General features: G+C 62.3%; 16 protein-coding genes and 1 tRNA gene. 6 read left to right on the top strand and 11 right to left on the bottom strand.

The window, feature by feature from the left end; translation table 11 throughout:
- Positions 1–86: 86 nt before the first annotated feature.
- From ACSQ3L_RS24795 to ACSQ3L_RS24810, 4 genes are all read left to right on the top strand, one after another.
- Positions 87–163, top strand: a tRNA-Pro gene (locus ACSQ3L_RS24795).
- Positions 164–817: 654 nt separating this feature from the next.
- A complete protein-coding gene (locus ACSQ3L_RS24800) occupies positions 818–1,033 on the top strand; it encodes a hypothetical protein (protein WP_436162299.1) in 216 nt (71 codons plus the stop codon).
- Positions 1,034–1,039: 6 nt separating this feature from the next.
- Positions 1,040–1,474, top strand: coding sequence for a hypothetical protein (locus ACSQ3L_RS24805; RefSeq protein ID WP_436162300.1), 435 nt, complete (start codon positions 1,040–1,042; stop codon positions 1,472–1,474).
- 273 nt (positions 1,475–1,747) lie between these two features.
- On the top strand, positions 1,748–2,092 hold the full coding sequence (locus tag ACSQ3L_RS24810) for a hypothetical protein (RefSeq protein ID WP_436162301.1): 345 nt from the start codon (positions 1,748–1,750) through the stop codon (positions 2,090–2,092).
- A gap of 24 nt (positions 2,093–2,116) precedes the next feature.
- On the opposite strand, the gene ACSQ3L_RS24815 is transcribed toward ACSQ3L_RS24810, so the two are convergent.
- The 4 genes from ACSQ3L_RS24815 to ACSQ3L_RS24830 form a co-directional block, all read right to left on the bottom strand.
- Entirely contained in the window at positions 2,117–3,736 is a 1,620-nt protein-coding gene (locus ACSQ3L_RS24815) for an ABC transporter ATP-binding protein (RefSeq protein WP_436162302.1), read from the bottom strand.
- Position 3,737: 1 nt separating this feature from the next.
- Complete coding sequence (locus ACSQ3L_RS24820; protein ID WP_436162303.1) at positions 3,738–4,859, bottom strand: ABC transporter permease; 1,122 nt, start codon at positions 4,857–4,859, stop codon at positions 3,738–3,740.
- The gene (locus tag ACSQ3L_RS24825) at positions 4,852–5,775 is read right to left on the bottom strand and encodes an ABC transporter permease subunit (RefSeq protein ID WP_436162304.1); all 924 of its coding nucleotides are present in this window, start codon (positions 5,773–5,775) and stop codon (positions 4,852–4,854) included. Before ACSQ3L_RS24825 ends, ACSQ3L_RS24820 begins: the two co-directional genes overlap by 8 nt.
- Before the next feature lie 165 nt (positions 5,776–5,940).
- Positions 5,941–7,533, bottom strand: coding sequence for a peptide ABC transporter substrate-binding protein (locus ACSQ3L_RS24830; protein WP_436162305.1), 1,593 nt, complete (start codon positions 7,531–7,533; stop codon positions 5,941–5,943).
- A gap of 283 nt (positions 7,534–7,816) precedes the next feature.
- Here ACSQ3L_RS24830 and ACSQ3L_RS24835 point away from each other — a divergent pair, with 283 nt between their 5' ends.
- Together ACSQ3L_RS24835 and ACSQ3L_RS24840 are read left to right on the top strand one after the other, a co-directional pair.
- Positions 7,817–8,263: a TadE/TadG family type IV pilus assembly protein gene (locus ACSQ3L_RS24835; protein WP_436163518.1), complete on the top strand. Its 447-nt coding sequence runs from the start codon at positions 7,817–7,819 to the stop codon at positions 8,261–8,263.
- Positions 8,264–10,030, top strand: a complete 1,767-nt coding sequence (locus tag ACSQ3L_RS24840; protein ID WP_436162306.1) for a hypothetical protein — start codon at positions 8,264–8,266, stop codon at positions 10,028–10,030. It begins immediately after the preceding gene.
- A gap of 9 nt (positions 10,031–10,039) precedes the next feature.
- On the opposite strand, the gene bglA is transcribed toward ACSQ3L_RS24840, so the two are convergent.
- The 7 genes from bglA to ACSQ3L_RS24875 all read right to left on the bottom strand — a co-directional run bounded on the left by bglA (position 10,040) and on the right by ACSQ3L_RS24875 (position 23,045).
- Complete coding sequence (gene bglA / locus ACSQ3L_RS24845) at positions 10,040–11,659, bottom strand: beta-galactosidase BglA (protein ID WP_436162307.1); 1,620 nt, start codon at positions 11,657–11,659, stop codon at positions 10,040–10,042.
- Positions 11,652–13,655, bottom strand: a complete 2,004-nt coding sequence (gene glgX, locus ACSQ3L_RS24850) for a glycogen debranching protein GlgX (protein WP_436162308.1) — start codon at positions 13,653–13,655, stop codon at positions 11,652–11,654. Before glgX ends, bglA begins: the two co-directional genes overlap by 8 nt.
- 208 nt (positions 13,656–13,863) lie before the next feature.
- Complete coding sequence (locus ACSQ3L_RS24855; RefSeq protein WP_436162309.1) at positions 13,864–15,492, bottom strand: alpha-D-glucose phosphate-specific phosphoglucomutase; 1,629 nt, start codon at positions 15,490–15,492, stop codon at positions 13,864–13,866.
- Positions 15,493–15,495: 3 nt separating this feature from the next.
- Positions 15,496–16,941, bottom strand: a complete 1,446-nt coding sequence (glgA, locus tag ACSQ3L_RS24860; RefSeq protein WP_436162310.1) for a glycogen synthase GlgA — start codon at positions 16,939–16,941, stop codon at positions 15,496–15,498.
- 3 nt (positions 16,942–16,944) lie between these two features.
- Positions 16,945–18,210 (bottom strand): glucose-1-phosphate adenylyltransferase, encoded by a 1,266-nt coding sequence (gene glgC, locus ACSQ3L_RS24865; RefSeq protein ID WP_436162311.1) that lies wholly within the window; start codon positions 18,208–18,210, stop codon positions 16,945–16,947.
- Between the two features lie 51 nt (positions 18,211–18,261).
- Entirely contained in the window at positions 18,262–20,475 is a 2,214-nt protein-coding gene (glgB, locus tag ACSQ3L_RS24870) for a 1,4-alpha-glucan branching protein GlgB (RefSeq protein ID WP_436162312.1), read from the bottom strand.
- 107 nt (positions 20,476–20,582) lie between these two features.
- Positions 20,583–23,045: a glycogen/starch/alpha-glucan phosphorylase gene (locus ACSQ3L_RS24875; RefSeq protein ID WP_436162313.1), complete on the bottom strand. Its 2,463-nt coding sequence runs from the start codon at positions 23,043–23,045 to the stop codon at positions 20,583–20,585.
- Between the last annotated feature and the right edge of the window lie 81 nt (positions 23,046–23,126).

Genomic DNA, 23,126 nt, shown 5'->3' on the forward strand with positions numbered 1-23,126 from the left:
ACGAAAGCGGACGAAATGCGACAGAAGCGCTGCCATTGCCGCTTGCAGGAACGAAGTGCGGCGGCTATAAGCCCGCGGTCTGGTCACGGAGTGTAGCGCAGCCTGGTAGCGCACCTCGTTCGGGACGAGGGGGTCGCAGGTTCAAATCCTGCCACTCCGACCAGAAAAACAAAGTGTTAGCGCATCCCGACTTCGGCGCTCAAACTCTTATTCCGGCTGATAGAGCGAGATTGCGTGCTCCTTGGTGAGACGTGCTAAGAATCTTGTCCTTCGTCGTCGGCCCGACGCGCCGATAAGCCCCTCCAAGACGCTGACGATTCGGCCTTGGACTGATTAGGCCAAATCTGAAACGTCGGTTGCATGCTGGCTGGAGCCGGCATGCTTTTTTGCCATCGGTTGCCTATGGAAATGAGGTTCGCCCGCCATACTCAGGTACAGGACCGGCGAGCGAACCCTATCGACGCAAGAGGGGACGTAGCTGCGCCGATATGCAAAATCTTCGTAGGCGATTCTCCTGGATGCCCAGCCAAGGGCTGTTCCAATCACCAGCAAGGCCAACGCGAAGACAGTTGCCGGCAATCAGCGCGCTTTGGCCAACACTTCTCTCGATCAGCCTCCTCCCGCAAACTCGCAGCGGACAACGGCTGCAAACGATGGCCGTTCCAAGCAGCGCCGCCAGTGAGACCATTGCGCGTTGCGATCGGACTTAGGTCCTGCACCCCGCCCGACCGAAGCCCAGCCCTGGGAACGTTTGCACCTGCCCCAAGTTCAGTTGGTTGGGCGCGGGGACAATCGAAAAAAACGGATAAGCATCACCATGTCGAACCGCGAGACTACAAGATCCCATGCCTTGGGCATGCGCGTGGCCGAGATCAAGGCCAGGATGCAGGAAGCCCGGATTACTGAAGGCGAGATGAAGACCTTCCAGAAGGTCGCCGCCATCCTGGAGGGCGACGAGGGCCGAATCGAGGGCGACGACTTGATTGCCGCATCTTTCGTTGCCGATACCCTACTGGACAAGAAAACGGCCTGAGCGACCATGCGAACAATCAGCAGACTTTTTGATTCCCCTGCCGAAGCGGCCCGGGTCGCCAGCGACCTGGTGGCAGCTGGAATTCCTCGCGTACAGATTGCCATCATCGGACCCTACAATGACGAAGTGGGACCTCTATGGGCTTCCGTTTTGGGGTCTGTTCTTGGTGCCGTCGTCGGCGGATTGGCTTGCCTGAGCACTGTTGCAACCCACGGCGTCAATCTTCTTGCCGCCGGCGTATTGGCAACTGGCGCGGTCTGTGGCGGCGTTGCCGGCGGTCTACTCGGAACATTCGCCCCGATCACCACAGAGGCGGGTGATCGGGGCGTTGCCGAGGGGGTCGTTTTGGTGACGGCGCATGTCGATGAAAATGAAACCGACATCGCTCAGGCAGTGCTCGGCGGTTGCCCTCCGAGGACATGCGTCGCTGAAGCAGCTTGAGACCTTCCAGGGAAATTTTCAATAAATGACCCGACAACCGTGATGGAGGTGGCGGGCGCGGCGCGAAGGCTGGCTTACAGCGAAAAAGCCCGCCCCGGCGTCAGCGCCGGGGCGGGTTTCTCCGTTTGCCCGTGACTGAATGGCCTGCATTGGCCGGAAAGGCTCAGCTCATTGACAGGTCCTTCGCGAGCGCAAATTTTGACGAAATGACCATCGGCCCTAGGTAATTCGATGGATATGATGGGGTCGATGAAACGGCGAGCCGGATGCGACATGCGTTTGAATTCCACGACAGCCTCGCCGCCGGCCCTGATGATTGCGCTGTTTCTCGTCGCCGCCTGTTCATCGATCGGCAGAACCGTCGATCCGGCGAAATACAATTCGATGACGTGTACCGAGCTCAACAGCGCGCTGGGTGACGTTGCGCGTGACATCTCGCAAACCGCGGTCACCCGCGGCAAGGTTGCAAACACCAGCGTTCCGCGCTGGCTGCTGGGCGGCTCGCGCGTGAAGACCGCGGTTGCCGACCGCGAAACGGCCAGGATCGAGCGGCTGAAGCAGCAGGAAGCGGCTATTGCCAGCGCGAGAGCGCGCAGATGCACCTCGCCGGCGCAATGAGCTTCATTGCGCCCCGTGGCAGCGTCAGGCGCTCAGGCGAAACCGCGTGACGTCGATCGCCGCGGCCATCAGCGTCTGTGTGTAGGCGTGCTGCGGATTGCTGAAGATGGCCTCGGTCGGCCCCTCCTCGACGATCTTGCCCTGTTTCATGACGATGATGTAGTCGGCCATGGCGCGCACGACCGATAGATCGTGGCTGATGAAGAGGTAGGACAGTTCGTGGTCGGCCTGCAGCTTGCGCAGCAGTTCGACGATCTGCTTCTGCACCGAGCGGTCGAGCGCCGAGGTCGGCTCATCCAGCACCACCAGTTTGGGCTTCAGGATCATGGCCCGTGCAATGGCGATGCGCTGCCGCTGGCCGCCGGAGAATTCGTGCGGGTAGCGGTTGCGGGCGTTGGGATCGAGGCCGACCTCGCGCAAGGCCTCGACCGCGCGCTGGTCGCGCTGCTTGCCCGAAAGGTTCGGCTCATGCACCAGAAGCCCTTCGGTGATGACCTGACCGACCGTCATGCGCGGCGACAGCGAGCCGAACGGATCCTGGAAGACGAGCTGCATCTGACGCCGCAGCGGCCGCATCGTCTGCCGGTCGGCCTGGGAGATGTCGCGATCGCCGAAACGGATGAGGCCGTCGCTGGGCAACAGCCGCAGCAAGGCGCGGCCGAGCGTCGATTTGCCCGAGCCCGATTCGCCGACGATGCCGATGGTCTGATTGCGCTGCAGCCGGATCGAGATGTGGTCGACGGCACGCAGCATCAGCGGCTCGCCGGCGAGAAATCCACCGCCGATCCTGAACGTCACTTCGACATTCCGGCCCTCGAGCAGCACCGGGGCATTGGCAGGTGGTGGCGCCTTGCTGCCGGTCGGCTCGGCCGCCAGCAGCATTTTCGTATAGGCATGCTGCGGGTTGACGAAGATGGCTTCGGCCTCGCCCTCCTCGACAACCTCGCCCTGGCGCATGACATAGACCCGGTCGGCAAAGCGGCGGACAATGCCAAGATCGTGGGTGATGAAGACGATCGCCATGCCGAGCTTGCGTTGCAATTCGGCCAAAAGCATCAGGATCTGCGCCTGAATGGTCACGTCGAGCGCCGTCGTCGGCTCGTCGGCGATCAATATGTCGGGGTCGTTGGCCAGCGCCATGGCGATCATCACGCGCTGGCGCTGGCCGCCCGACATTTCGTGCGGATAGGATTTCATCCGCCGCTCGGGATCGGGAATATGCACCAGCCGCAGCAGCTTGAGCGCCTCTTCGTGCGCCTCGGCGGCCTTCAGGCCCCGATGTCGGCGGATCGGTTCGATCAGCTGGTTGCCGATCGAATAGAGCGGATCGAGCGAGGTCATCGGCTCCTGGAAGATCATGCTGATCTTGCGGCCACGGACCTGGTTCAGTTCGGATTTGCTCAGCGTCAGCAGGTTGCGGCCACGATAGTCGACACTGCCGGTCGCTTCGCCATTCGATGCCAGCAGGCTCATCGCCGCCATCATCGTCTGGCTCTTGCCGGATCCGGATTCGCCGACCACGGCAACGGTCTCGCCCGCGTTGACGTGGATGTTGATACCCTTCACCGCCTCGACCGCGCCGTCGAGCGTGCGGAAGCGGACCCGCAAGTCCTTGACGCTGAGGATCGTTTCAGAAGCAGCCATCTTAGCGATCCCTTGGGTCGAGCGCGTCGCGCAGGCCGTCGCCAACGAAATTCAAGGCGAACAAAGTCGTGACAAGGAAGAAAGCGGGGAACAGGAGCAGCCAGTTGGCGGTGCCGATATTCTTGGCGCCGACCGAGATCAGCACGCCCCAGCTGGTCATCGGCTCCTGCACGCCGAGGCCAAGGAACGACAGGAAGCTTTCCAGGATGATGACCTGCGGCACCAGCAGCGTCATGTAGATCACCACAGGACCAAGCAGATTGGGAATGACGTGGCGCAGCAGGATGCCGCGCTGGCCGACGCCCATCGCCTCCGCCGCCTGGACATATTCCTGCCGGCGGATCGACAGCGCCTGGCCGCGTACGATGCGCGCCATGTCGAGCCACAACACGGCGCCGACCGCCAGGAACATCAGCACGAAGTTGCGGCCGAAGAACACCACCAGCATGATGACAAAGAAGATGAAGGGCAAGGAATAGAGCACGTCGACGATGCGCATCATCACCTCGTCGACCTTGCCGCCGGCGAAACCGGCCGCGGCACCGTAGACAACGCCGATGACCACCGCCACGACGCCGGCGAGCAGGCCGATGGCCAGCGATATGCGCCCGGCCATCAGCGTACGCGAGAGAAGATCGCGACCGGTGTTGTCGGTGCCGAACAGGAAATATTGCTGCTTGATCGAGGCGCTCATCGTCACTTCAAGGCCGTCAGGGGACTTGCTTTCGATCTTGGTGTCATCGAAGGCATCGGAACGGTCGAGATAGCGTATGTTGCGGTCGTCGATCGGCTTGGCCGATTTGACGGTCACGAAGACCTGGTTGCCTTCCTGCCGCCACTCCTTGATGTCGACCCGCATGCGCTTGATCGCTTCTGTGAGCGCCGTCTCGATCGTGTCGGCCTTCGGATAGGCCGACAGACTCGGCGGCGTGCGCACATAGTCACCATAGATGGTCGTGTATTGATGCGGCACGAACGAGGGTCCGAACACGCTGATAACCGCAATCAAAGCGAGGTAAAAGAGGCTGAACATGGCGGCGCGATTGGCCTTGAGGCGCGCCCAGGCATCACCCCAGAGCGAGCGGCCGATGACGGCGGGAGCCGTGGCTGCGATGTCAGTCATAGCGCACCCTCGGATCGACGACCGCGTACATGACGTCGACGATCAGGTTGAAGACGATGGTGAAGATGGCGATCACGACCACCGTCCCCATCACCAGCGTGTAGTCGCGGTTGAGCGCGGCATCGACGAAATAGCGGCCGACGCCCGGAATGGAGAAGATCGTCTCGACGATGACCGAACCGGTCAGCAGTGCTGCGGCGGCCGGACCGGTGAAGGAGACGATCGGCAGGATGGCGCCGCGCAGCGCGTGCTTGACCACCACCGACCAATCGGAGAGGCCGAGCGCGCGTGCCGTGCGGATATGATGGGATCGCAGCGATTCGATCATCGATCCGCGCATCAGGCGGGCGACAATGGCGATCTGCGGCAGAGCGAGCGTCAGAACCGGGCCAACTTTGTTTATGAAAGCGCCGTCGCCCCATCCACCGATCGGTAACAGGCGCCAGGTCAGCCCGAACAGGAGCTGGATTACCGGCGCGATAACGAAGGTGGGGATTGTGCTGCCGGCGGTCGCCAGCGCAATCACCGCATAGTCGCCAAGCTTGTTCTGATTGAGCGCGGCAATGGTGCCGAGCATGGAACCGAGCAGAAGTGCCAGGACGAGCGCAGAGGCGCCAAGCTGGACCGAAATGGGCAGGCCCTTGGCGAACAGCTCGGTGACGGTGAAATCCGGCATGTTGTAGCTCGGGCCGAAATTGCCGCGCAAAAGATTGCCGAGATAATGGACGAATTGCAGCCAGAGCGGATCGTTGAGGCCGAACTGGGCTTCAAGGTTGGCCCTGATCTCGGGACTCAACCCCCGCTCCTGGTTGAAGGGACCGCCTGGCGCGACGCGCATCAGGAAAAACGCCATGGTCACGATGACGAACAGCGTCGGAATGGCGGTCAAAAGCCGCCTTAATACATATCGCAGCATCGGTGCCCCGCTTGATCCAGAGCAACGCGCGTCCAGCGGGACGATTGCGCTCTAGCCTTCAAATCTTCGCACCGACATTGCCGAAAATCGAATCCGGTTCCCGGGCCGATGCGATGGCAAACCAGCACCGCCGCGCCCTGAGGGCGCGGCGGCTTGGCCAGGGATTTAGTCCTTGCTGATGAAGCGGGACGGATGGATGTCCATCACATTGTCGTCGAAGCCATGCAGCTTCGAGGAAACGATGTCGTGGTAGCTGTAGTACAGAAGCGGGATCTCGCCGACGTCGTCGACGAGGATGCGCTCGGCCTCGGCGAGTTCCTTCATGCGCTGTTCGGGCTTGCCGCCGGCGGCGGCCGCCTTGTCCATGGCCGCCTCATAGGCCGGGCTGTTGTAGCTCGAATAATTGTTGCCGCTGGCCTTGCGCGAGATGCCGAGGAAGGTTTCCGGGTCCTTGTAGTCAGCAATCCAGGCGGCACGCGCCACGTCGTAGTCGCCCTTCTGCTCGAGGAAACCGTAGTGGGTCTTGGTGTCGGTGTTGAGCAGCGTGACCTCGACGCCAAGCGGCTTCAACTGTTCCTGGATGGCCACGGCGGTGTTCTTGTGGTTTTCCGAGGTGTTGTAGCGGATCTCCATCTTCAACGGATGCTCGGGTGTATAGCCGAGTTTCTCAAGGATCTTCTTGGCAGCGTCCTCGCGGTCGATCTGCGGCATGTCAGCGTATTTGGCCAGCGCCGGCGTGTAGCCCTCGATGCCGGGAGGCACCATCGAATAGCCGGGCAGCATCGAATTCTGCCAGACTTTTTCGGCGAGGAAGTCGCGATCGATCGCCATCGAGATGGCGTTGCGCAGTTCGACATTGTCCCACGGCGCCTTGTCGGTCTTGATTGCATAATAGTAGGTGCCGAGATACGGCCCGACACGAACCTGGTCGCCGAATTTGGCCTTGAGATCGTTGAGCTGTTCGGTCGGCAGGTCACCGTAACTGTCAAGTTCGCCGGCCTCGAAGCGCTTCATCGCCGACGAGCGATCCTCGGTCGGGATGTAGTTGACCACGTCAAGCTTGACGGTCGCGGCGTCCCAGAATTTCGGATTCTTGACCAGCTTCAGATGGTCGTTGGGTATCCACTCCGCCGCTGTATAGGCCCCGTTGGACACCAGCTTGCCTGCCTTGATCCAGTCGGCGCCAAGCTTTTCGATAGACGCCTTGTTGACCGGGTATGTCGCCTGATGGGTCAGCATCTCCAGGAAGTAAGGCGTCGGCGCCTTCAGCGTGACTTCGAGGGTATTTGCGTCAAGCGCCTTGACGCCCATATCCTCCGGCTTGCCCTTCTTGGTGTTGACTTCCTCGGCGTTCTTCACGGGATAGAGCATTGAAGCGTATTCGGCAGCGGTGGCCGGATCTTCCAGCCGACGGAACGAATAGACGAAGTCGTCCGCCGTCACCGGGCTGCCATCCGACCAGAGGCCGTCCTTGCGCAGCTTGAAGGTGTAGACCGTGCCGTCGTCGGATACCGTCCAGCTTTCGGCGGCGCCCGGAATCAGGTTCGTCTTCTGGTCATGCATGACGAGGCCCTGGAACAGGTCTCGTATGATATCGGCTTCGTAGACCGTCGAGGTCTTGTGCGGATCGAGCGTCTCCGCTTCGGCGGCGGATCCCCTGTTATAGACGGTCTCGGCGAAAGCCGGCGTGTAGAACGTGCCGGCGGCCACCGCCATGGTTGTGGCGAGCACCGTCGCCTTCAGCATATTTTTCAGCATGAAGTTCTCCCTGTCGGCGCTGCCGTCGGCGCGCCTTTATGTGTTGACGCCCCGGAGCCGATATCTGACCCCTTTGAGCGCGCCACCGGTTCCCGCCGGTGGCTGGTGGCAGGAGACTAGACAGGAGGTAAGCTCTTTTCAACTGAGTACTGATTGACCCTAAGTCAATAGCCAGAATCAAAGAAGTAGCCGCTAAATTAGAGATGCCTTTCAATTGCATGCACCCTCAGGTTGCACATAGGGTTTTCGCTTTCTGCATGCGAACTTTGGCATGCTCGGCGCTATGGTTCGCAATCTCATCGACATGGCTCAAGGTCGCAGATTCCGGAGAAATGTTTCGGGAACTTCGGCGGTTGAATTCGCCTTGCTCTCACCGATCTTCATCCTTCTTCTGCTCGGAATGGTTGCATACGGTATATATTTCGGTGCCGCCAACTCGATCCAGCAGATCGCGGCGGACGCGGCCCGTACGGCGATTGCCGGGCTGAACCAGACCGAGCGCCAGACGCTCGTTGCCAGCTTCGTCACCAACAATGCCGGCGGATACCCTTTCGTGGATGCCAGCAAGTTGACTTACCAGGCCAACGACAGCACGGCCGATGGGAGCCAGTTCGTGGTGTCCGTACAGTATGATGCCCGCAACCTGCCGATCTGGAACCTTTTCCCAGGGATAGCCATGCCTGGAACCACGATAAGGCGCCAATCAACGATCAGGGTCGGGGGCATCTGAATGCTGCTGCGTGCGGGCAATGGAATCGGCCGGCTGGCGCGGTTGATGCTGGCCGACAGGAAAGCGAACTTCACCGTCATGGCGGCTCTGAGCGCGCCGGTGGCGCTGGCGCTGGCCGCGGTGGCAATTGACGAGGCTTCGATCTATGGCGAGCGCCGCGAAGCGCAGGCAATGGTCGACCTGGCGGCGATCACCGCGGCCTCGAACATCACCAACATCGATACTGCAGTCGTGACCACGTTGACCGACAACGGCATGCCAAATGTTGTCGTTCAGGGTTCGGGACAAACAATCGCTCCGGCCGTCGGCAAAACCGTCGTGACAGTCACGCCTGGGCGGTATGTGGCATCCGGCGCCAATGTGAGCCAGCGCTTCCAGGCCAGCGTTACACCCTATAATGCCGTCCGTGTCACCCTGAAGAAGATCCCCGCCCGCTATTTCGCGAGTTCGCTGATCCCCTCTCCCGTTATCGGCACCCAGGCCACCGCCAGCATGACGCCGCAGGCGACCTTCTCGGTCGGGTCGAGGCTCGCCAGCGTCAATGGCGGCATTCTGAACGCGCTTCTCAGTGGACTTCTCGGCGGAAACATCTCGCTCAGCGTCATGGACTATAACTCTCTGCTCTCCGCGGATGTGAGCGTACTTTCCTTCGTCGACGGCCTTGCCACCCAGCTGAACCTGACCGGTGTGTCCTATTCGGATGTTCTAGCGTCGCAAGCGACCGTCGGTCAGATCGCCACGGCTATGGCCAATGTGCCCGGGCTCGGCAATACGGCCAAGGTCGCCCTGCAGACGATCGCGTCCAGGTCGACCAGTACGGTCAAAATCCCGCTCAGCAGCCTTGTCGACCTTGGCTCCGTGGGCAGCCTGGGACTGGGACAAACCCCAACAGGCCTTGGGGTCGATGCAAGCGCCATGGGAATGCTGACTGCCGCCGCCGTGCTGGCGAACGGCACCAACCAGGCTCAGGTCAATCTCGGAGCCGCCGTACCCGGGCTTTTGTCCACCGCGCTTACCATCGCCATCGGTGAGCCGGCACAATTTTCGCCATGGCTCGCGGTCGGTGGAATCGGCACCACGGTGCGCACAGCCCAGACACGTATCAAACTGGTGGCCACCGTCGGGGTCGGCACCCCCAGTCTCGGTGGAGGCATCAGCTTGCTGGCGGTCAATCTGCCACTCAATGTGGAAGTCGCCTATGCCGAAGCCAAACTGACCGACATCACCTGTCCGACGGGGCCTTCCAGCATCAAGGTTTCCATCGCCGCACACCCAGGCATTGCCTCGCTGCATCTGGCCAACAGCAACAGTTCAGGCTTTGGCGACTTCAGCCAACCGCAGACATTCACAGACGCAAACATCGCGGATGTGAGCCTCAAACTGCTGCTGATCAACATTCCGCTGATACAGGTGATGGGCTCCGCCGCCACCGCGATCACCAATAATAGTCCGACGACGCTGACCTTCGACGCGACCGATATCACCAACAAGACGATCAAGACCGTTTCGACGCGCAACATCACACAGTCGCTCACCACGTCGCTGGTCAGCAACCTGTCGCTTTCGGTCAACGCGCTCGGCCTGGGAATCGACTTGACCGCCCTGCTCGGAGCAGTGAAGCCAGCGGTGGTGGCCGTGCTGAACGGTGTAACGGCGCCCGTCGACGACCTGCTCTACAATGTGCTTTCAGCACTGGGTGTCGGTGTCGGTGAAGCCGATGTCCGGGTCACCGGCGCGACTTGCGGACGCTCGGTCCTCGTCCAGTAAAGACGGCCATCAATCGAGGCGACCAAGGAAGTATCCGAGCGCGGGCAACGAAAGTTCGGCCTCCTCGATGACCGCAGCATCGCCGTCAAGCTTTGCAACCGCTCCGATATCAGGCGGCAACGGCCAATTGCCCGGTTCCTCAGCGAAATTGAAGACACAGAGCAGTTTCTCGCTGCCGCCGTCGCGGACGAATGCGAGCACGTCGCCCTCGGCGTCAAGAAAGCGGATCGAGCCCGTTACCAGTGCCTCATGCCCCCTGCGCAAGGCCAGCGCGGCCCGATAGGAAGTCAGCACTGAGGCTGTATCGGCATTCTGGACGTCGACCGCGCGGGCGCGATGGCTTGCCGGCACCGGCAGCCAGGGCTTGCCGGTGGAGAAGCCGGCATTGTCGGCGCCGGCCTCCCAGACCATCGGCGTGCGACACCCATCCCTGCCCTTGACGCCCGGCCAGAAGCGGATGCCGACGGGGTCACGCAGATCCTCATAGGCGAGCTCCGCCTCCTCCAGGCCGAGTTCCTCGCCCTCATAGAGACAGATCGAGCCGCGCAGGCAGGACAGCAGCATGATCGAGAATTTGGCCACCGCATCGGGATCGCTGCCCGGTCTTGTCCAGCGGCTGACATGGCGCACCACGTCATGGTTGGAAAACGCCCAGCAGACCCAGCCATCGGAAACGGCTGCCTCGAAGGCTTCGACGCAGCCACGCACATGCGCCGCCGAGAACTGCGGGCCAAGCAGGTCGAAGGTGTAACACATATGAAGCTTGTCGCCGCCGGAGGTGTAGGCGGCGAGCGTCTGCAGCGAGCGACCTTCGTCGCCGATTTCGCCGACGGCGGCACGGTCCTCATACTCGTCGAGCAGCGCCCTGAAGCGGCGGAGGAGCGCCAGGTTTTCGGGCTGCGTCTTATCGAACAGATGCTCCTGGTAAAGGTAGGTGTTGGTCTCGCTGTTGGTGCCGGCGACGCTTGATGCCAGCGGCGGATTGCTGCGCAGCCAGCGGTCGTGGACATAGTAGTTGACCGTATCGAGCCGGAAACCGTCGACACCGCGCTCCAGCCAGAACCGCACCGTGTCCAGAAGCGCATCCTGAACCTCCGGATTGTGGAAATTCAGGTCGGGCTGCGAGGCGAGAAAATTGTGCATGTAGTATTGTCGGCGGGTCGAATCCCATTCCCAGGCCGGGCCACCGAAAACGGAGAGCCAGTTGTTGGGCGCACCGCCATCAGGCCTGGCATCGGCCCAGACATACCAGTCGGACTTGGGATTATCGCGGCTGGCGCGGCTTTCTAAGAACCAGTCGTGCTTGTCGGATGAATGCGACAGCACCTGGTCGATGATGATCTTCAGGCCGAGACGATGCGCCTCGGCGACCAGCGCATCGAAATCCTCAAGCGTGCCGAACATCGGATCGACATCGCAGTAGTCCGACACGTCGTAGCCCATATCGGCCATCGGCGACTTGAAGAAGGGGGACAGCCAGATTGCGTCGACACCGAGCGAAGCGACATGAGCGAGCCTCGATGTGATGCCGGCGAGGTCGCCGCTGCCATCGCCGGTCGTGTCCTGGAACGAGCGCGGATAGATCTGGTAGATGACGCAGCCGCGCCACCATCCGGCCTTGTCACCCATTGCGCTTCTCCCTTGCACCGATCCGCGCTCGTTCGATCATGAAGATCACCGTCCGCCCCGATACCGGTCGCGATATGTCTACTGCATCCGGGGTTTCGATGGCTGGAACCCAGAAGAATCCGTCTCGCTCAGGTAAGGTGAACATGCAGGTCCGGCGATCGCCGTTGACGGCCACTGCAAGGCGGGGTCCGTCATCGGCGGCCAGGATCATGACAAGACGATGCCGTTGCGGATCCTGCCAGCTCTGTTCATCGAGCGGCGCGCCCGTTTCGGTCAGCCATGCGACGTCCGGAACCTCGGAACCTGCCCGCGGCCGGCCAGTGAGGAAGCTTGTGTCGGAGAATGCCGGCATCGCGCGGCGCAGCGTCGAGAGTTCTGCCGTGTAGCGCTCCAGCGCCTGGTCGCGACCGGCCCAGTCGAGCCAGGTGATCGCATTGTCCTGCGCGTAGGCGTTGTTGTTGCCCCGCTGGCTGCGGCCGAATTCGTCGCCTGCGGTCAGCATGATGGTGCCACGCGAGGCAAACAGCGTGGCGAGCAGCGCGCGCTGATCGTTGAGGCGAGCCGCTGCCACGACCGGGTCGTCCGCATCGCCTTCCACACCGTTGTTCCAAGACAAGTTTTCATCGTGGCCGTCGCGGTTCTGCTCGCCATTGGCCTCGTTGTGCTTGCGCTCATAGCGCACGATGTCGGCGAGCGTCATGCCGTCATGGGCGGCGATGAAATTGACCGTGCGGCTGGCGTTTTGCCCATTCGTTGCGAACACATCGGACGAGCCGGCGAGCCGGGTGGCCAAGGCGCCGACCATGCCGGCGTCACCACGCCAGAAGTGCCTGACATCGTCGCGGTACTTGTCGTTCCACTCAAGGAAAGGCGGCTGGAAATTGCCGAGTTGATAGCCATCCGGACCGATGTCCCAGGGCTCGGCGATCAACACGCGGTCGGCCAGCAGCGCATCCTCGTGCATCGACCTCAGCAGTGGCGCCTCGGCGTCGAATGTGCCCTCGACCCGCCCGAGAATGGGCGCCAGGTCGAAGCGGAAGCCGTCGACGCCGGCATACCGGACAAAATGGCGAAGCGTGTCGAGAGCCATTTCCTGGACGACAGGATGGTCGCAAGCGACCGTGTTGCCGGTGCCAGTGTCGTTGGCCAGCCCGCCGTCAGGCGTGTGCCGGTAATAGGCCTGGCTGTCGAGGCCGCGCAGCGACAGCGTAGGACCAAGCCTGTCGCTCTCGCCGGTGTGGTTGAAGACAAGGTCGAGGATGACGCCAATCCCGGCCTGGCGCAGCACGGCGACCGTGTTTCGCAATTCCATGATGCCGCCCGGCGCCAGACGCGGATCGAGCGCCATGAAGGTGACAGGATTGTAGCCCCAGGCGTTGCGCAGCCCGAGCGGCGGCAGATGCCGCTCGTCGATCGACGCGGTCACCGGCATCAGCTCGACCGCGCCGACGCCAAGTTTTTTCAGGTGCTCGACAACCACCGGGTGAGCAAGTGCGGCGACCGTTCCGCGCAATTTTTCGGGAACCTCCGGATGCAGCAGCGTGAAGGCGCGCACCGGAATTTCGTAGACCAGGCCGCCGGCGCGGAAGAGCGGCGGCGCAGCCTGCACAGGCTTCGGCAAGGCAGCCGCGATCGCCTTCGGCATCAGCGGCGCGGTATCGCCCCCCTCGCCCCGGCGATTGGCCAGCCGCCAGTCATAGGCATAGGGCCTATCAATCTCGACGGCGTAGGGATCGGTCAGCAATTTATCGGGGTCGAACCACAGTCCACGCTCCGGCGCATAGTCGCCATCGACGCGAAAGCCGTAGCGGGTTCCGGAGCCAAGCCCCGCAACGAACAGCGCATGGACGCCCTCGCCCTCCGGCTGCAGTTCAAGGCGCTGGATTTCCCGGCCGCCCTGCTCGTCAAAGATCGAGACCCAGAGCCGACGGGCGGCTTGTGACCACGCGGCAAAGCGAATGCCTTCCGGAGTAGCGGTGGCGCCGAGGGGGGTCATGCGGACTCCACCTTCTCCCCTTGTGGGAGAAGGTGTCGCCAAAGGCGACGGATGAGGGGTGCTCCAGCTTGGCAAGGACGGCGATCCTTCGCGCACCCCTCAACTGTCTCGGCGCTGCGCGCCGATCCACCGCCCTGGGGCGAGCCACGGGTCTCGCCCCGTCCTTCGAACCCCACAAGGGGAGAAGGAAAGGCGCGCACAGCCACTCTCAAGTAATCACGCTCGGCTCGTTGCGACCGGTGTGACTCTTGATGCCGGCTATATCATCGGCGGCCGCGATCAGATCGGCGAGCGCCTCTTGCGTGTCGAGATCGTGCCTCGACGTGTCCGGCTCGTAGCGCTCGATGTAGACGCGCAGGGTCGCACCCGACGTGCCGGTGCCCGAGAGCCGGAAGACGACGCGCGAACCACCTTCGAACAGCACCCTGATGCCCTGGTGCTCGCTGGTCGAACCATCGACCGGATCGTGATAGGCAAAATCGTCGGCGCTGGCGATTGTCATGCCGCTCACGCTGGTGCCTGGCAGCGTGCCGAGTTTGGCGCGCAATTCGTCGACGAGCGCGTTGGCGCGGTCGCTCTCGACCTCCTCATAATCGTGCCGCGAATAGTAATTGCGGCCATAGGTTGCCCAGTGCTCGGTGACGATCTGCTTGCAGCTTTCGCCGCGCGCGGCAAGGATGTTGAGCCACAAGAGAACCGCCCACAGGCCGTCCTTTTCGCGGACATGGTTGGAGCCGGTGCCGGCACTTTCCTCGCCGCAGATCGTCGCCATGTCGGCGTCGAGCAGATTGCCGAAGAACTTCCAGCCGGTTGGCGTCTCATAAATGCCGATGCCGAGCTTTTCGGCAACACGATCGGCCGCGCCACTGGTCGGCATCGAGCGGGCAATGCCCTTCAAACCGGCCTTGTAGCCGGGCGCCAGGCGGGCATTGGCGGCGAGCATGGCGACCGAATCCGACGGGGTGACGAAAATGCCCTTGCCGATGATCAGATTGCGGTCGCCGTCGCCATCCGAGGCGGCGCCAAAATCCGGCGCGTCAGGTCCCATCATCTCGTCATAGAGGTGTTTGGCATGGACAAGGTTCGGGTCCGGGTGGTGGCCGCCGAAATCCGGCAGCGGCTTGAAATTGCGGCAGGTGCCGTTGGGCGCGCCGAGCCGGTTTTCGAGGATTTCCTTGGCGTAGGGGCCGGTCACCGCGTGCATGGCGTCGAAGCGCATGCGAAAGCCTGACTTGAACAGTTTGCGCAGGGCGTCGAAATCGAACAGGCTTTCCATCAGCTCGGCATAGTCGGCGACCGGGTCGATGATCTCGACCGTCATGCCGGCGGCCTTGACCGTGCCTGTCGTGTCGATGTCGATCGGGTCGATGTCGGCGGTTCTGAAGCTCGAAATCGTCTTGGTCTTGGCAAAGATCGCGTCGGTCAGCTTTTCCGGCGCCGGGCCGCCATTGCCGGCATTGTACTTGATGCCGAAATCCTCGTGCGGGCCGCCCGGATTGTGGCTGGCCGACAGGATGATGCCGCCAAAGGTCTCGTATTTGCGGATGACATGCGAAGCGGCCGGCGTCGACAGGATGCCGCCCTGCCCGACCATCACCTTGCCGAAGCCGTTGGCGGCCGCCATGGCAATGGCCTTCTGGATGACCTCGCGATTGTAGAAGCGGCCGTCGCCGCCGATCACCAGGGTCTTGCCCTTGAAACCGTCAAGCGCGTCGAAGATCGACTGGATGAAATTCTCGGCATAGTGCTCCTGCTGGAACACCGGCACCTTCTTGCGCAGGCCCGACGTGCCGGGCTTCTGATCGGAATAGGGCTTGGTGGGGACGGTGCGTATCATGCTTCAGGCAACCCTTTTCGAAAGCAGCGAGCGATAGAGTTCGACATATTTTTCCGCGCTCTTGTCCCACGACACATCGGCCTTCATGCCCTGGCGCTGCAGCGATTCCCAGACCGCGGGACTGGCATGGGCGTCGACGAGGCGGCGCATGGCGTGCAGCAAGGCGCCGCCATTGTTGGGCGCGAACTGGAAGCCGGTGGCGACGCCGGCCGAAACGGCGGCCTCATTGGCGTCGATGACCGTATCGGCCAGGCCGCCGGTGCGGGCAACCACCGGCACGCAGCCATAGCGCAGACCGTAAAGCTGGGTCAGCCCGCACGGTTCGAAGCGCGAGGGGATGACGATGGCGTCGCAGCCGCCTTGCATGATGTGCGACAGTCCCTCGTCGTAGCCGACGACGACGCCGATGCGGCCGCGATGCCGGGCGGCGGCGGCAAGCAACGCGCCCTCAAGGCCGGCATCGCCCGAGCCGAGGATGACCAGCCGCGCGCCGGTGGCAACGATACCGTCGACCGCTGTCGCCAGGATGTCCATGCCCTTTTGCCAGGTCAGCCGGCTGACGACGCAGACGATCGGACTGCCGTCGCGCTCGAGGCTGAAGCGGTCTTCCACGGCAACCCTGTTGGGGGCGCGTGCCTTCAGCGTGCTGGCCGTGTAGTTGGACACCAGATGCTTGTCGGCTTCCGGATCCCAGATGCCGGTGTCGATGCCGTTGACGATGCCATAGAGATCGCTGGAGCGCATGTTGATGAGGCCGTCGAGGCCCATGCCGAATTCAGCCGAGCGGATCTCCTGCGCATAGGTCGGGCTGACCGTGGTGATCGCCCAGGCGGCCTGCAGGCCGGCTTTTAGGAAGCCGACGCCGCCATAATATTCGACGCCGTCAAGCGCCATCGCCGCCGCCGGCAAGCCAAGCTCGCCGAAGATGCCGGCACCGAACTGGCCTTGGAAGGCAAGGTTATGCACGGTCATCATCGAGGGTACGCCGACAGCCTTGCCGTAGCGCATATAGGCCAGCGTCATCGCCGACTGCCAGTCATGGGCATGGACGATGTCGGGCTGGTAACCAGAGATGGCGCCACCGGCGATGTCGCCGCCAACCTGGCTCAGCGCCGCGAAGCGCCGCCAGTTGTCTGGCCAATCAACGCCGGTCGCATTGCCGTAGGGGCCGCCCGGACGGTCGAACAGATGCGGCGCGTCGAGTACGAACAGTTCGAGCCCGGCGAGTTGGACGGAGTGGACGGCGGCCTTGCCGCCCTGCAGCAAGGGATATTGCAGAACCGCCTTCCTTTTCTTGAAGGCGGCCATGACGGTCGGAAAACCGGGAATGAGCGTGCGCATCGTCACGCCCTTGGCCGCCAGTGCAATGGGCAGCGCGCCAGTCACGTCGGCAAGCCCACCGGTCTTGATCAGGGGGAAAATCTCGGGCGTGACCGACAGAACCTGCATGCGTTAGAGCCCTAACTTGTCGATCATGTCCTGCGTGACCAGGCAAATGCCTTTTTCGGAAACGCGGAACCGCTTGGCGTCGAGAACGGGATCTTCGCCGACTACCAGCCCTTCCGGTATCCTAACGCCATGGTCAATGACCACGCGCTTCAACTTTGCGTTCCGGCCGACATGAACGTCGGGCAGCATGACGACTTCTTCCAGCGTCGAATAGGAGTTGATGCGCGCGCCGGTGAAGATCAGGCTTCTTTTCAGAGAAGCCCCCGAGACGATACAATCGCCTGAGACGAGCGAGGACACGGCCGAACCGCGGCGGCCATCCTCGTCATGCACGAACTTTGCCGGCGGCTTCAATTCGGCATAGGTCCAGATCGGCCAGTCGCGGTCGTAGAGGTCGAGTTCCGGCGTGACATCGGTCAGGTCGATATTGGCTTCCCAATAGGCGTCGACAGTTCCGACATCGCGCCAGTAGGCTTCGTTCTCGGCGGTCGAGCGGACGCAGGACTTGGCGAAGCGGTGCGCGATCGCCTTACCGTGCTGGACGATATAGGGGATGATGTCCTTGCCGAAGTCGCGGCTCGAGCCCAGCTCAGCCGCATCGCGGCGCAATTGTTCCATCAGGAACTTGGTCTTGAACACATAGATGCCCATCGAGGCCAGAGCGAACTCCGGCCTGTCGGGAATGCCGGGCGGATCGGCGGGTTTTTCGACGAAGGCGATGATGTTGTCTTTGGCATCGACATGCATGACGCCGAAGCCGGTAGCTTCCATGCGCGGCACTTCGAGGCAGCCGACTGTGACATCGGCATTGGCGTCGACGTGCTGGCGAAGCATCATCTCGTAGTCCATCTTATAGATGTGGTCGCCAGCCAGGATGACCATGTATTCGGGGCCGTAGGCCTCGATGATGTCGATGTTCTGATAGACGGCGTCGGCCGTGCCTTCGTACCACTGGGTTTCCGAGACGCGCTGGCTGGCCGGCAGGATGTCGAAACTCTCGTTTCGCTCGGGGCGCAGGAAGTTCCAACCGCGCTGGAGATGGCGGATCAGCGAATGCGCCTTGTACTGGGTGGCGACGCCAAGACGGCGAATGCCGGAATTCAGCGCATTGGAGAGCGCGAAATCGATGATGCGCGTCTTGCCGCCGAAATAGACGGCCGGCTTGGCACGCCGGTCGGTCAGTTCCTTAAGGCGGCTGCCACGGCCGCCGGCCAATACATAGGCCATGGCATCGCGCGCCAGCGGCTGGGTCCGTTTCAAGTCTGCCATTTCTACCCTCCCAAGTTACTCAGTCTCTCAGTCCGCGACGAGTTGACGGATTTAGTCCGCAACGAGTTCAAGCATGATCGTCGACAGCGGCGGCAAAAGCATCGTCGCAGAGATGCTTCCGCCTTCCGCCCGCGCCTCGACCATGCCGCCATTGCCCTTGCCGGAACCGCCATATTCCGAAGCGTCGGTGTTGATGATCTCGCGCCATTTGCCGGCCGTCGGCAACGGCACGCGATAATTGTCGCGCGGCACCGGCGTGAAGTTGGAAACCACGGCCACCGGGCTGCCGCCCGGTGCGCTGCGCAGCCAGGCAAAAACCGAATTTTGGCTGTCGTCGACGATCAGCCAGGAAAACCCTTCCGGTTCGCAATCACGGCCATGTAGCGCCGGGCGCGAACGGTAGAGGTAGTTGAGGTCGCGCACCGTTTGCCAGACGCCGCGATGCGGGCGGAACTCAAGCAAGTTCCAGTCGAGCGCGCGCGCCTCGCTCCATTCGCGGCGCTGCGCGAACTCCTGCCCCATGAACAGCAGCTTCTTGCCGGGATAGCCCCACATGAAGGCGTAGTAGGCACGCAGCGTCGCGAACTTCTGCCAGTCGTCGCCGGCCATCTTGCCAAGCAGCGTGCCTTTGCCGTGCACGACCTCGTCGTGTGAGAGCGGCAGCACGAAATTCTCCGAAAAGGCGTAGGTCAGGCCGAAAGTGAGGTCGTTGTGGTGGTGCTTGCGGAAGATCGGCTCCTTGGAGAAATACTCCAGCGTGTCGTGCATGAAGCCCATGTTCCACTTGAAGCCGAAGCCCAGCCCGCCTTCATGCACCGGTGCCGAGACCTTCGGCCATGAGGTCGATTCCTCGGCGATCGTCATCACGCCCGGATGGTGGCCGTAGACCTCCTTGTTCATCTTCTGCAGGAAGCTGACCGCCTCAAGGTTCTCGCGGCCGCCCTTCTCGTTGGGGATCCATTCGCCGGCCTTGCGCGAATAATCGAGGTAGAGCATCGAGGCGACCGCATCGACGCGCAAACCGTCGACATGGTATTTCTCGGCCCAGAACAGCGCATTGTTGACCAAGAACGACACCACCTCGCGGCGACCGAAATTGTAGATCGCGGTATTCCAGTCGGGATGAAAACCCTTGCGTGGATCGGCGTGCTCATAGAGCGCGGTGCCGTCGAAATGAACCAGGCCGTGCTCATCGACGGGAAAATGCGCCGGCACCCAGTCGAGGACAACGCCGATGCCGGCACGGTGGGCGCCATCGACGAAACGGGCAAAGCCGTCCGGATCGCCGAAGCGGGCCGATGGCGCGTAGAGGCCGGTCGTCTGATAGCCCCAGGACGGGTCATAGGGATGTTCGGAGATCGGCATGAACTCGATATGGGTGAAACCGGTCTCGACGGCATAGGGGATGAGCCGGTCGGCCAGTTCATCCCACGACAGGAAGGTGCCGTCATCGCGAAGTTGCCAGGAGCCGGCGTGGACCTCGTAGATCGAGATGGCTTCGCGCCGGTGATCGGCATTGCGCCAGAAATTGCGGTGCGCCTCGTCGCCCCACTCATGCGCCGGCGGCACGGCCACGACCGAAGCGGTGGCCGGACGCAATTCAGATTTGAAGGCGAACGGGTCGGCCTTCAGCGGCAGCCTGACGCCATCGGAGCCGATGATCTCGTATTTGTAGGGTCGTCCGGCCCCGATGTCGGGTACGAACAGTTCCCAGATGCCGGTGTCGCGGCGATCACGCATCGTGTGCCGGCGGCCGTCCCATTCGTTGAAATCGCCAACCACGGAGACGCGCCGCGCATTAGGAGCCCAGACGGCGAAATGCACGCCCGTGGCGCCCTCGTGCTCGATGACATGGGCGCCGAGCTTGTCGAACAGCCTGAGATGCGATCCCTCGGCAATGTAGTAGTCGTCCATCGGACCGAGCACCGGACCGAACGAGTAGGGATCGGTCAGCCACCAGTCGCCGCCGGCGTTCCTGGCATGATAACGCAGCGGCTGACGCTTGCGGATCGACAGCTTGCCTTCGAAGAAACCACCGTCGTCGCGCCTCGACAGTTCACCGGCGACGATGCCGGTCAGCGTGTAGGCGGTGACGAACTCCGCATGCGGAACGAAGCAACGGGCAAACAGGCCCTTGCCGACCTCATGGACGCCGAGGACCGCGAACGGATCGCCATGCGTGCCGGCGACAATCGCCGCAACATCGCTGGCTGGCGCCAGTCCGTCCGGCCCGCTTGTCGCAGCGGTCGCGCGCGGCTTCTTCATCAGGCAGTGTCCCTCCCCAGGCACCGAGTGTTGGTTTCTAGTGGTGTGATCCGACTTTCAAATTCACACCACCGGGACCACATTGTTCGCGGCCTCATGCAATCACATCAGGCAGGCACGTTCCAGATTTCTTTCGCATATTGGCGGATCGTGCGATCGGAGGAGAACCAGCCGACACGCGCAACATTGCGGATCGCCCTGGCATACCAGTCGGGACTGTTGCGCCAGACCGCATCGACCTCGCGCTGGGCGGCTGCATAGGCATCGAAATCGGCGGCAACCATGAACCAGTCGCTGTTGTAGAGACCGTTGATGAGGTCGCGGTAGCGCTCCGGATCGTCCGGCGAGAAGACGCCTGACGAAACGGCGGCAACTGCTTGCCCCAGCTCCGGCGATGCTTCGATGACAGCGCGCGGGTTGTAGCCATTGTTGCGCCGATCGGCGACCTCGGTGGTGCTCAGGCCGAAGATGAAGATGTTGTCGTCGCCGACGCATTCCTTGATCTCGACATTGGCGCCGTCGAGCGTGCCGATGGTCAGCGCGCCGTTCAGCGCGAACTTCATGTTGCCGGTGCCCGACGCTTCCATGCCGGCGGTCGAGATCTGCTCGGACAAATCTGCAGCCGGCATCATGACCTCGGCCAGGCTGACATTGTAGTTCGGCAGGAACACCACCTTCAGCAGACCGCGAACGGCCGGATCGCGGTTGATGACCTTGGCGACGTCGTTGGCGAGTTTGATGATCAGCTTGGCGTTATGGTAGCTCGGCGCCGCCTTGCCGCCGAAGAACTTTACACGCGGCATCCAGTCTCGCTCGGGATGCGAACGGATCTGGTCGTAGAGGGCGATCGCCTCAAGGATGTTCAGAAGCTGGCGCTTGTATTCGTGGATGCGCTTGATCTGGATATCGAACAGCGCCGAGGGATCGACCTTGATGCCGAGCCGGTCGGCAACGAGGTTGGCCAGCCGCGCCTTGTTGGCGCGCTTGACGGCGGCGAACTTGTCACGAAAGGCAGCATCGCCGGCGAAGGCATCGAGATCCTTGATGGCATCGATATCGTCGAGGAAACGGTCGCCGATCGCCTCACGGGCAAGCGACGTCAGCCCGGGGTTGCACTGGATCAGCCATCGCCGCGGCGTGATGCCGTTGGTCTTGTTGTTGATGCGCTCGGGATAGAGCTTGTGCAGGTCGGCGAACACCGTCTCCTTCATCAGGTCGGTGTGCAGCGCCGAAACGCCGTTGATCGAGTGCGAGCCGACAAAGGCCAGATTGCCCATGCGCACCCGGCGGTCGCCATTTTCCTGGATCAGCGAGATGCGGCCGATCTGCTCGTCCGAGAACTGGTCGGACGCGCGCGCCTCCAGCAGCACCTCCGCATTGATGGCGTAGACGATCTGCATGTGGCGCGGCAAAAGCCGCTCGAACAACGGCACCGGCCAGCTTTCCAGCGCCTCGGGCAGCAGCGTGTGGTTGGTGTAGCCGAAGGTGCGCTTGGTGATATCCCACGCCTGATCGAAATCCATCCCGTGGACGTCCATCAACAGACGCATCAATTCCGGCACGGCGATGGCCGGGTGGGTGTCGTTGAGGTGGATCGCAGCCTTGTCGGGCAGCGACTTCAGGTCGCCATACTGGCTGAGATGGCGCTGGACGATGTCCTGCAGCGAAGCGGTGGAGAAGAAGTATTCCTGCCTGAGCCGCAGTTCCTGTCCGGCCTTGTGGGAATCGGCGGGATAGAGCACCCGCGACAGCGCGTCTGCCTTGTTGCTTTCGGCAAGCGCGCCGATGTGGTCGCCGGCATTGAACTTGTCGAGCAAGATCGGATCGATCGGCATGCCCGACCACAGCCGCAGCGTGTTGACGCGGTTTGCCCGCCAACCGACCACGGGCGTGTCATAGGCGACGGCCAGCACATGCTCGGTCGGCTTCCAGACATGGCGCTCGAGCCGGCCGTCCTTGGAGGTGACCGATTCCACCGAACCGCCGAAACCGACCTCGAAAGAGCGTTCGCGGCGTTCGAATTCCCAAGGGTTGCCGTGATCGAGCCAGGTCTCGGGCAGTTCGACCTGCCAGCCATCGTGAATCTCCTGGCGGAACATACCGTTAGCGTAGCGGATGCCGTAGCCATGCGCGGGAATATCGACGGTCGCCATGCTTTCCATGAAGCAGGCGGCTAGCCGACCGAGGCCGCCATTGCCGAGTGCCGCATCCGGCTCTAGCGCAGCGATGAGGTCGAGATCGACGCCGAGGGACTTCAGCGCTTCGCGCATATTGTCCATCAGGCCGAGATTGGAGAAGGCGTCACGCATCAGCCGGCCGATGAGGAATTCGAGCGACAGGTAATAGACGCGCTTTTCCTGCTGGGCGTAGGCCTCCTGCGTCGCCTGCATCCAGTGATCGACAATGCGGTCGCGCACAACCTTGATCGAGGCGGTCAACCAGTCGTACTGGGTGGCGACGGAAGTGCCCTTGCCGACCCGGTATTTGAGAGCCAGCAGGACCTCGTCGGCGAGCGTCTTGGGATCGGGGATTTCGAGAATGGAGGCTTTGGATGTCATCGCGTCTGCCATATCGCCTTCTCGTGCATTTGCCATGATCATACCGGCTTTCACCATTCCTCCCAGCCCATGCTAGCCGATACTGCCATATGT

The sequence above is a fragment of the Mesorhizobium sp. LjRoot246 genome (genome assembly GCF_964254115.1).
Taxonomy (GTDB): Bacteria; Pseudomonadota; Alphaproteobacteria; order Rhizobiales; family Rhizobiaceae; genus Mesorhizobium.

Coding starts and splice junctions, on each gene's coding strand:
- glgX (WP_436162308.1), bottom strand. CDS start 13,655: ATGACCCCCCTCGGCGCCACCGCTACTCCGGAAGGCATTCGCTTTGCC.
- ACSQ3L_RS24825 (WP_436162304.1), bottom strand. CDS start 5,775: ATGCTGCGATATGTATTAAGGCGGCTTTTGACCGCCATTCCGACGCTG.
- ACSQ3L_RS24820 (WP_436162303.1), bottom strand. CDS start 4,859: ATGACTGACATCGCAGCCACGGCTCCCGCCGTCATCGGCCGCTCGCTC.
- ACSQ3L_RS24800 (WP_436162299.1), top strand. CDS start 818: ATGTCGAACCGCGAGACTACAAGATCCCATGCCTTGGGCATGCGCGTG.
- glgA (WP_436162310.1), bottom strand. CDS start 16,941: ATGCAGGTTCTGTCGGTCACGCCCGAGATTTTCCCCCTGATCAAGACC.
- ACSQ3L_RS24805 (WP_436162300.1), top strand. CDS start 1,040: ATGCGAACAATCAGCAGACTTTTTGATTCCCCTGCCGAAGCGGCCCGG.
- ACSQ3L_RS24855 (WP_436162309.1), bottom strand. CDS start 15,492: ATGATACGCACCGTCCCCACCAAGCCCTATTCCGATCAGAAGCCCGGC.
- bglA (WP_436162307.1), bottom strand. CDS start 11,659: ATGGGTGACAAGGCCGGATGGTGGCGCGGCTGCGTCATCTACCAGATC.
- ACSQ3L_RS24840 (WP_436162306.1), top strand. CDS start 8,264: ATGCTGCTGCGTGCGGGCAATGGAATCGGCCGGCTGGCGCGGTTGATG.
- glgB (WP_436162312.1), bottom strand. CDS start 20,475: ATGAAGAAGCCGCGCGCGACCGCTGCGACAAGCGGGCCGGACGGACTG.
- ACSQ3L_RS24815 (WP_436162302.1), bottom strand. CDS start 3,736: ATGGCTGCTTCTGAAACGATCCTCAGCGTCAAGGACTTGCGGGTCCGC.
- ACSQ3L_RS24875 (WP_436162313.1), bottom strand. CDS start 23,045: ATGGCAGACGCGATGACATCCAAAGCCTCCATTCTCGAAATCCCCGAT.
- glgC (WP_436162311.1), bottom strand. CDS start 18,210: ATGGCAGACTTGAAACGGACCCAGCCGCTGGCGCGCGATGCCATGGCC.
- ACSQ3L_RS24810 (WP_436162301.1), top strand. CDS start 1,748: ATGCGTTTGAATTCCACGACAGCCTCGCCGCCGGCCCTGATGATTGCG.
- ACSQ3L_RS24835 (WP_436163518.1), top strand. CDS start 7,817: ATGGTTCGCAATCTCATCGACATGGCTCAAGGTCGCAGATTCCGGAGA.
- ACSQ3L_RS24830 (WP_436162305.1), bottom strand. CDS start 7,533: ATGCTGAAAAATATGCTGAAGGCGACGGTGCTCGCCACAACCATGGCG.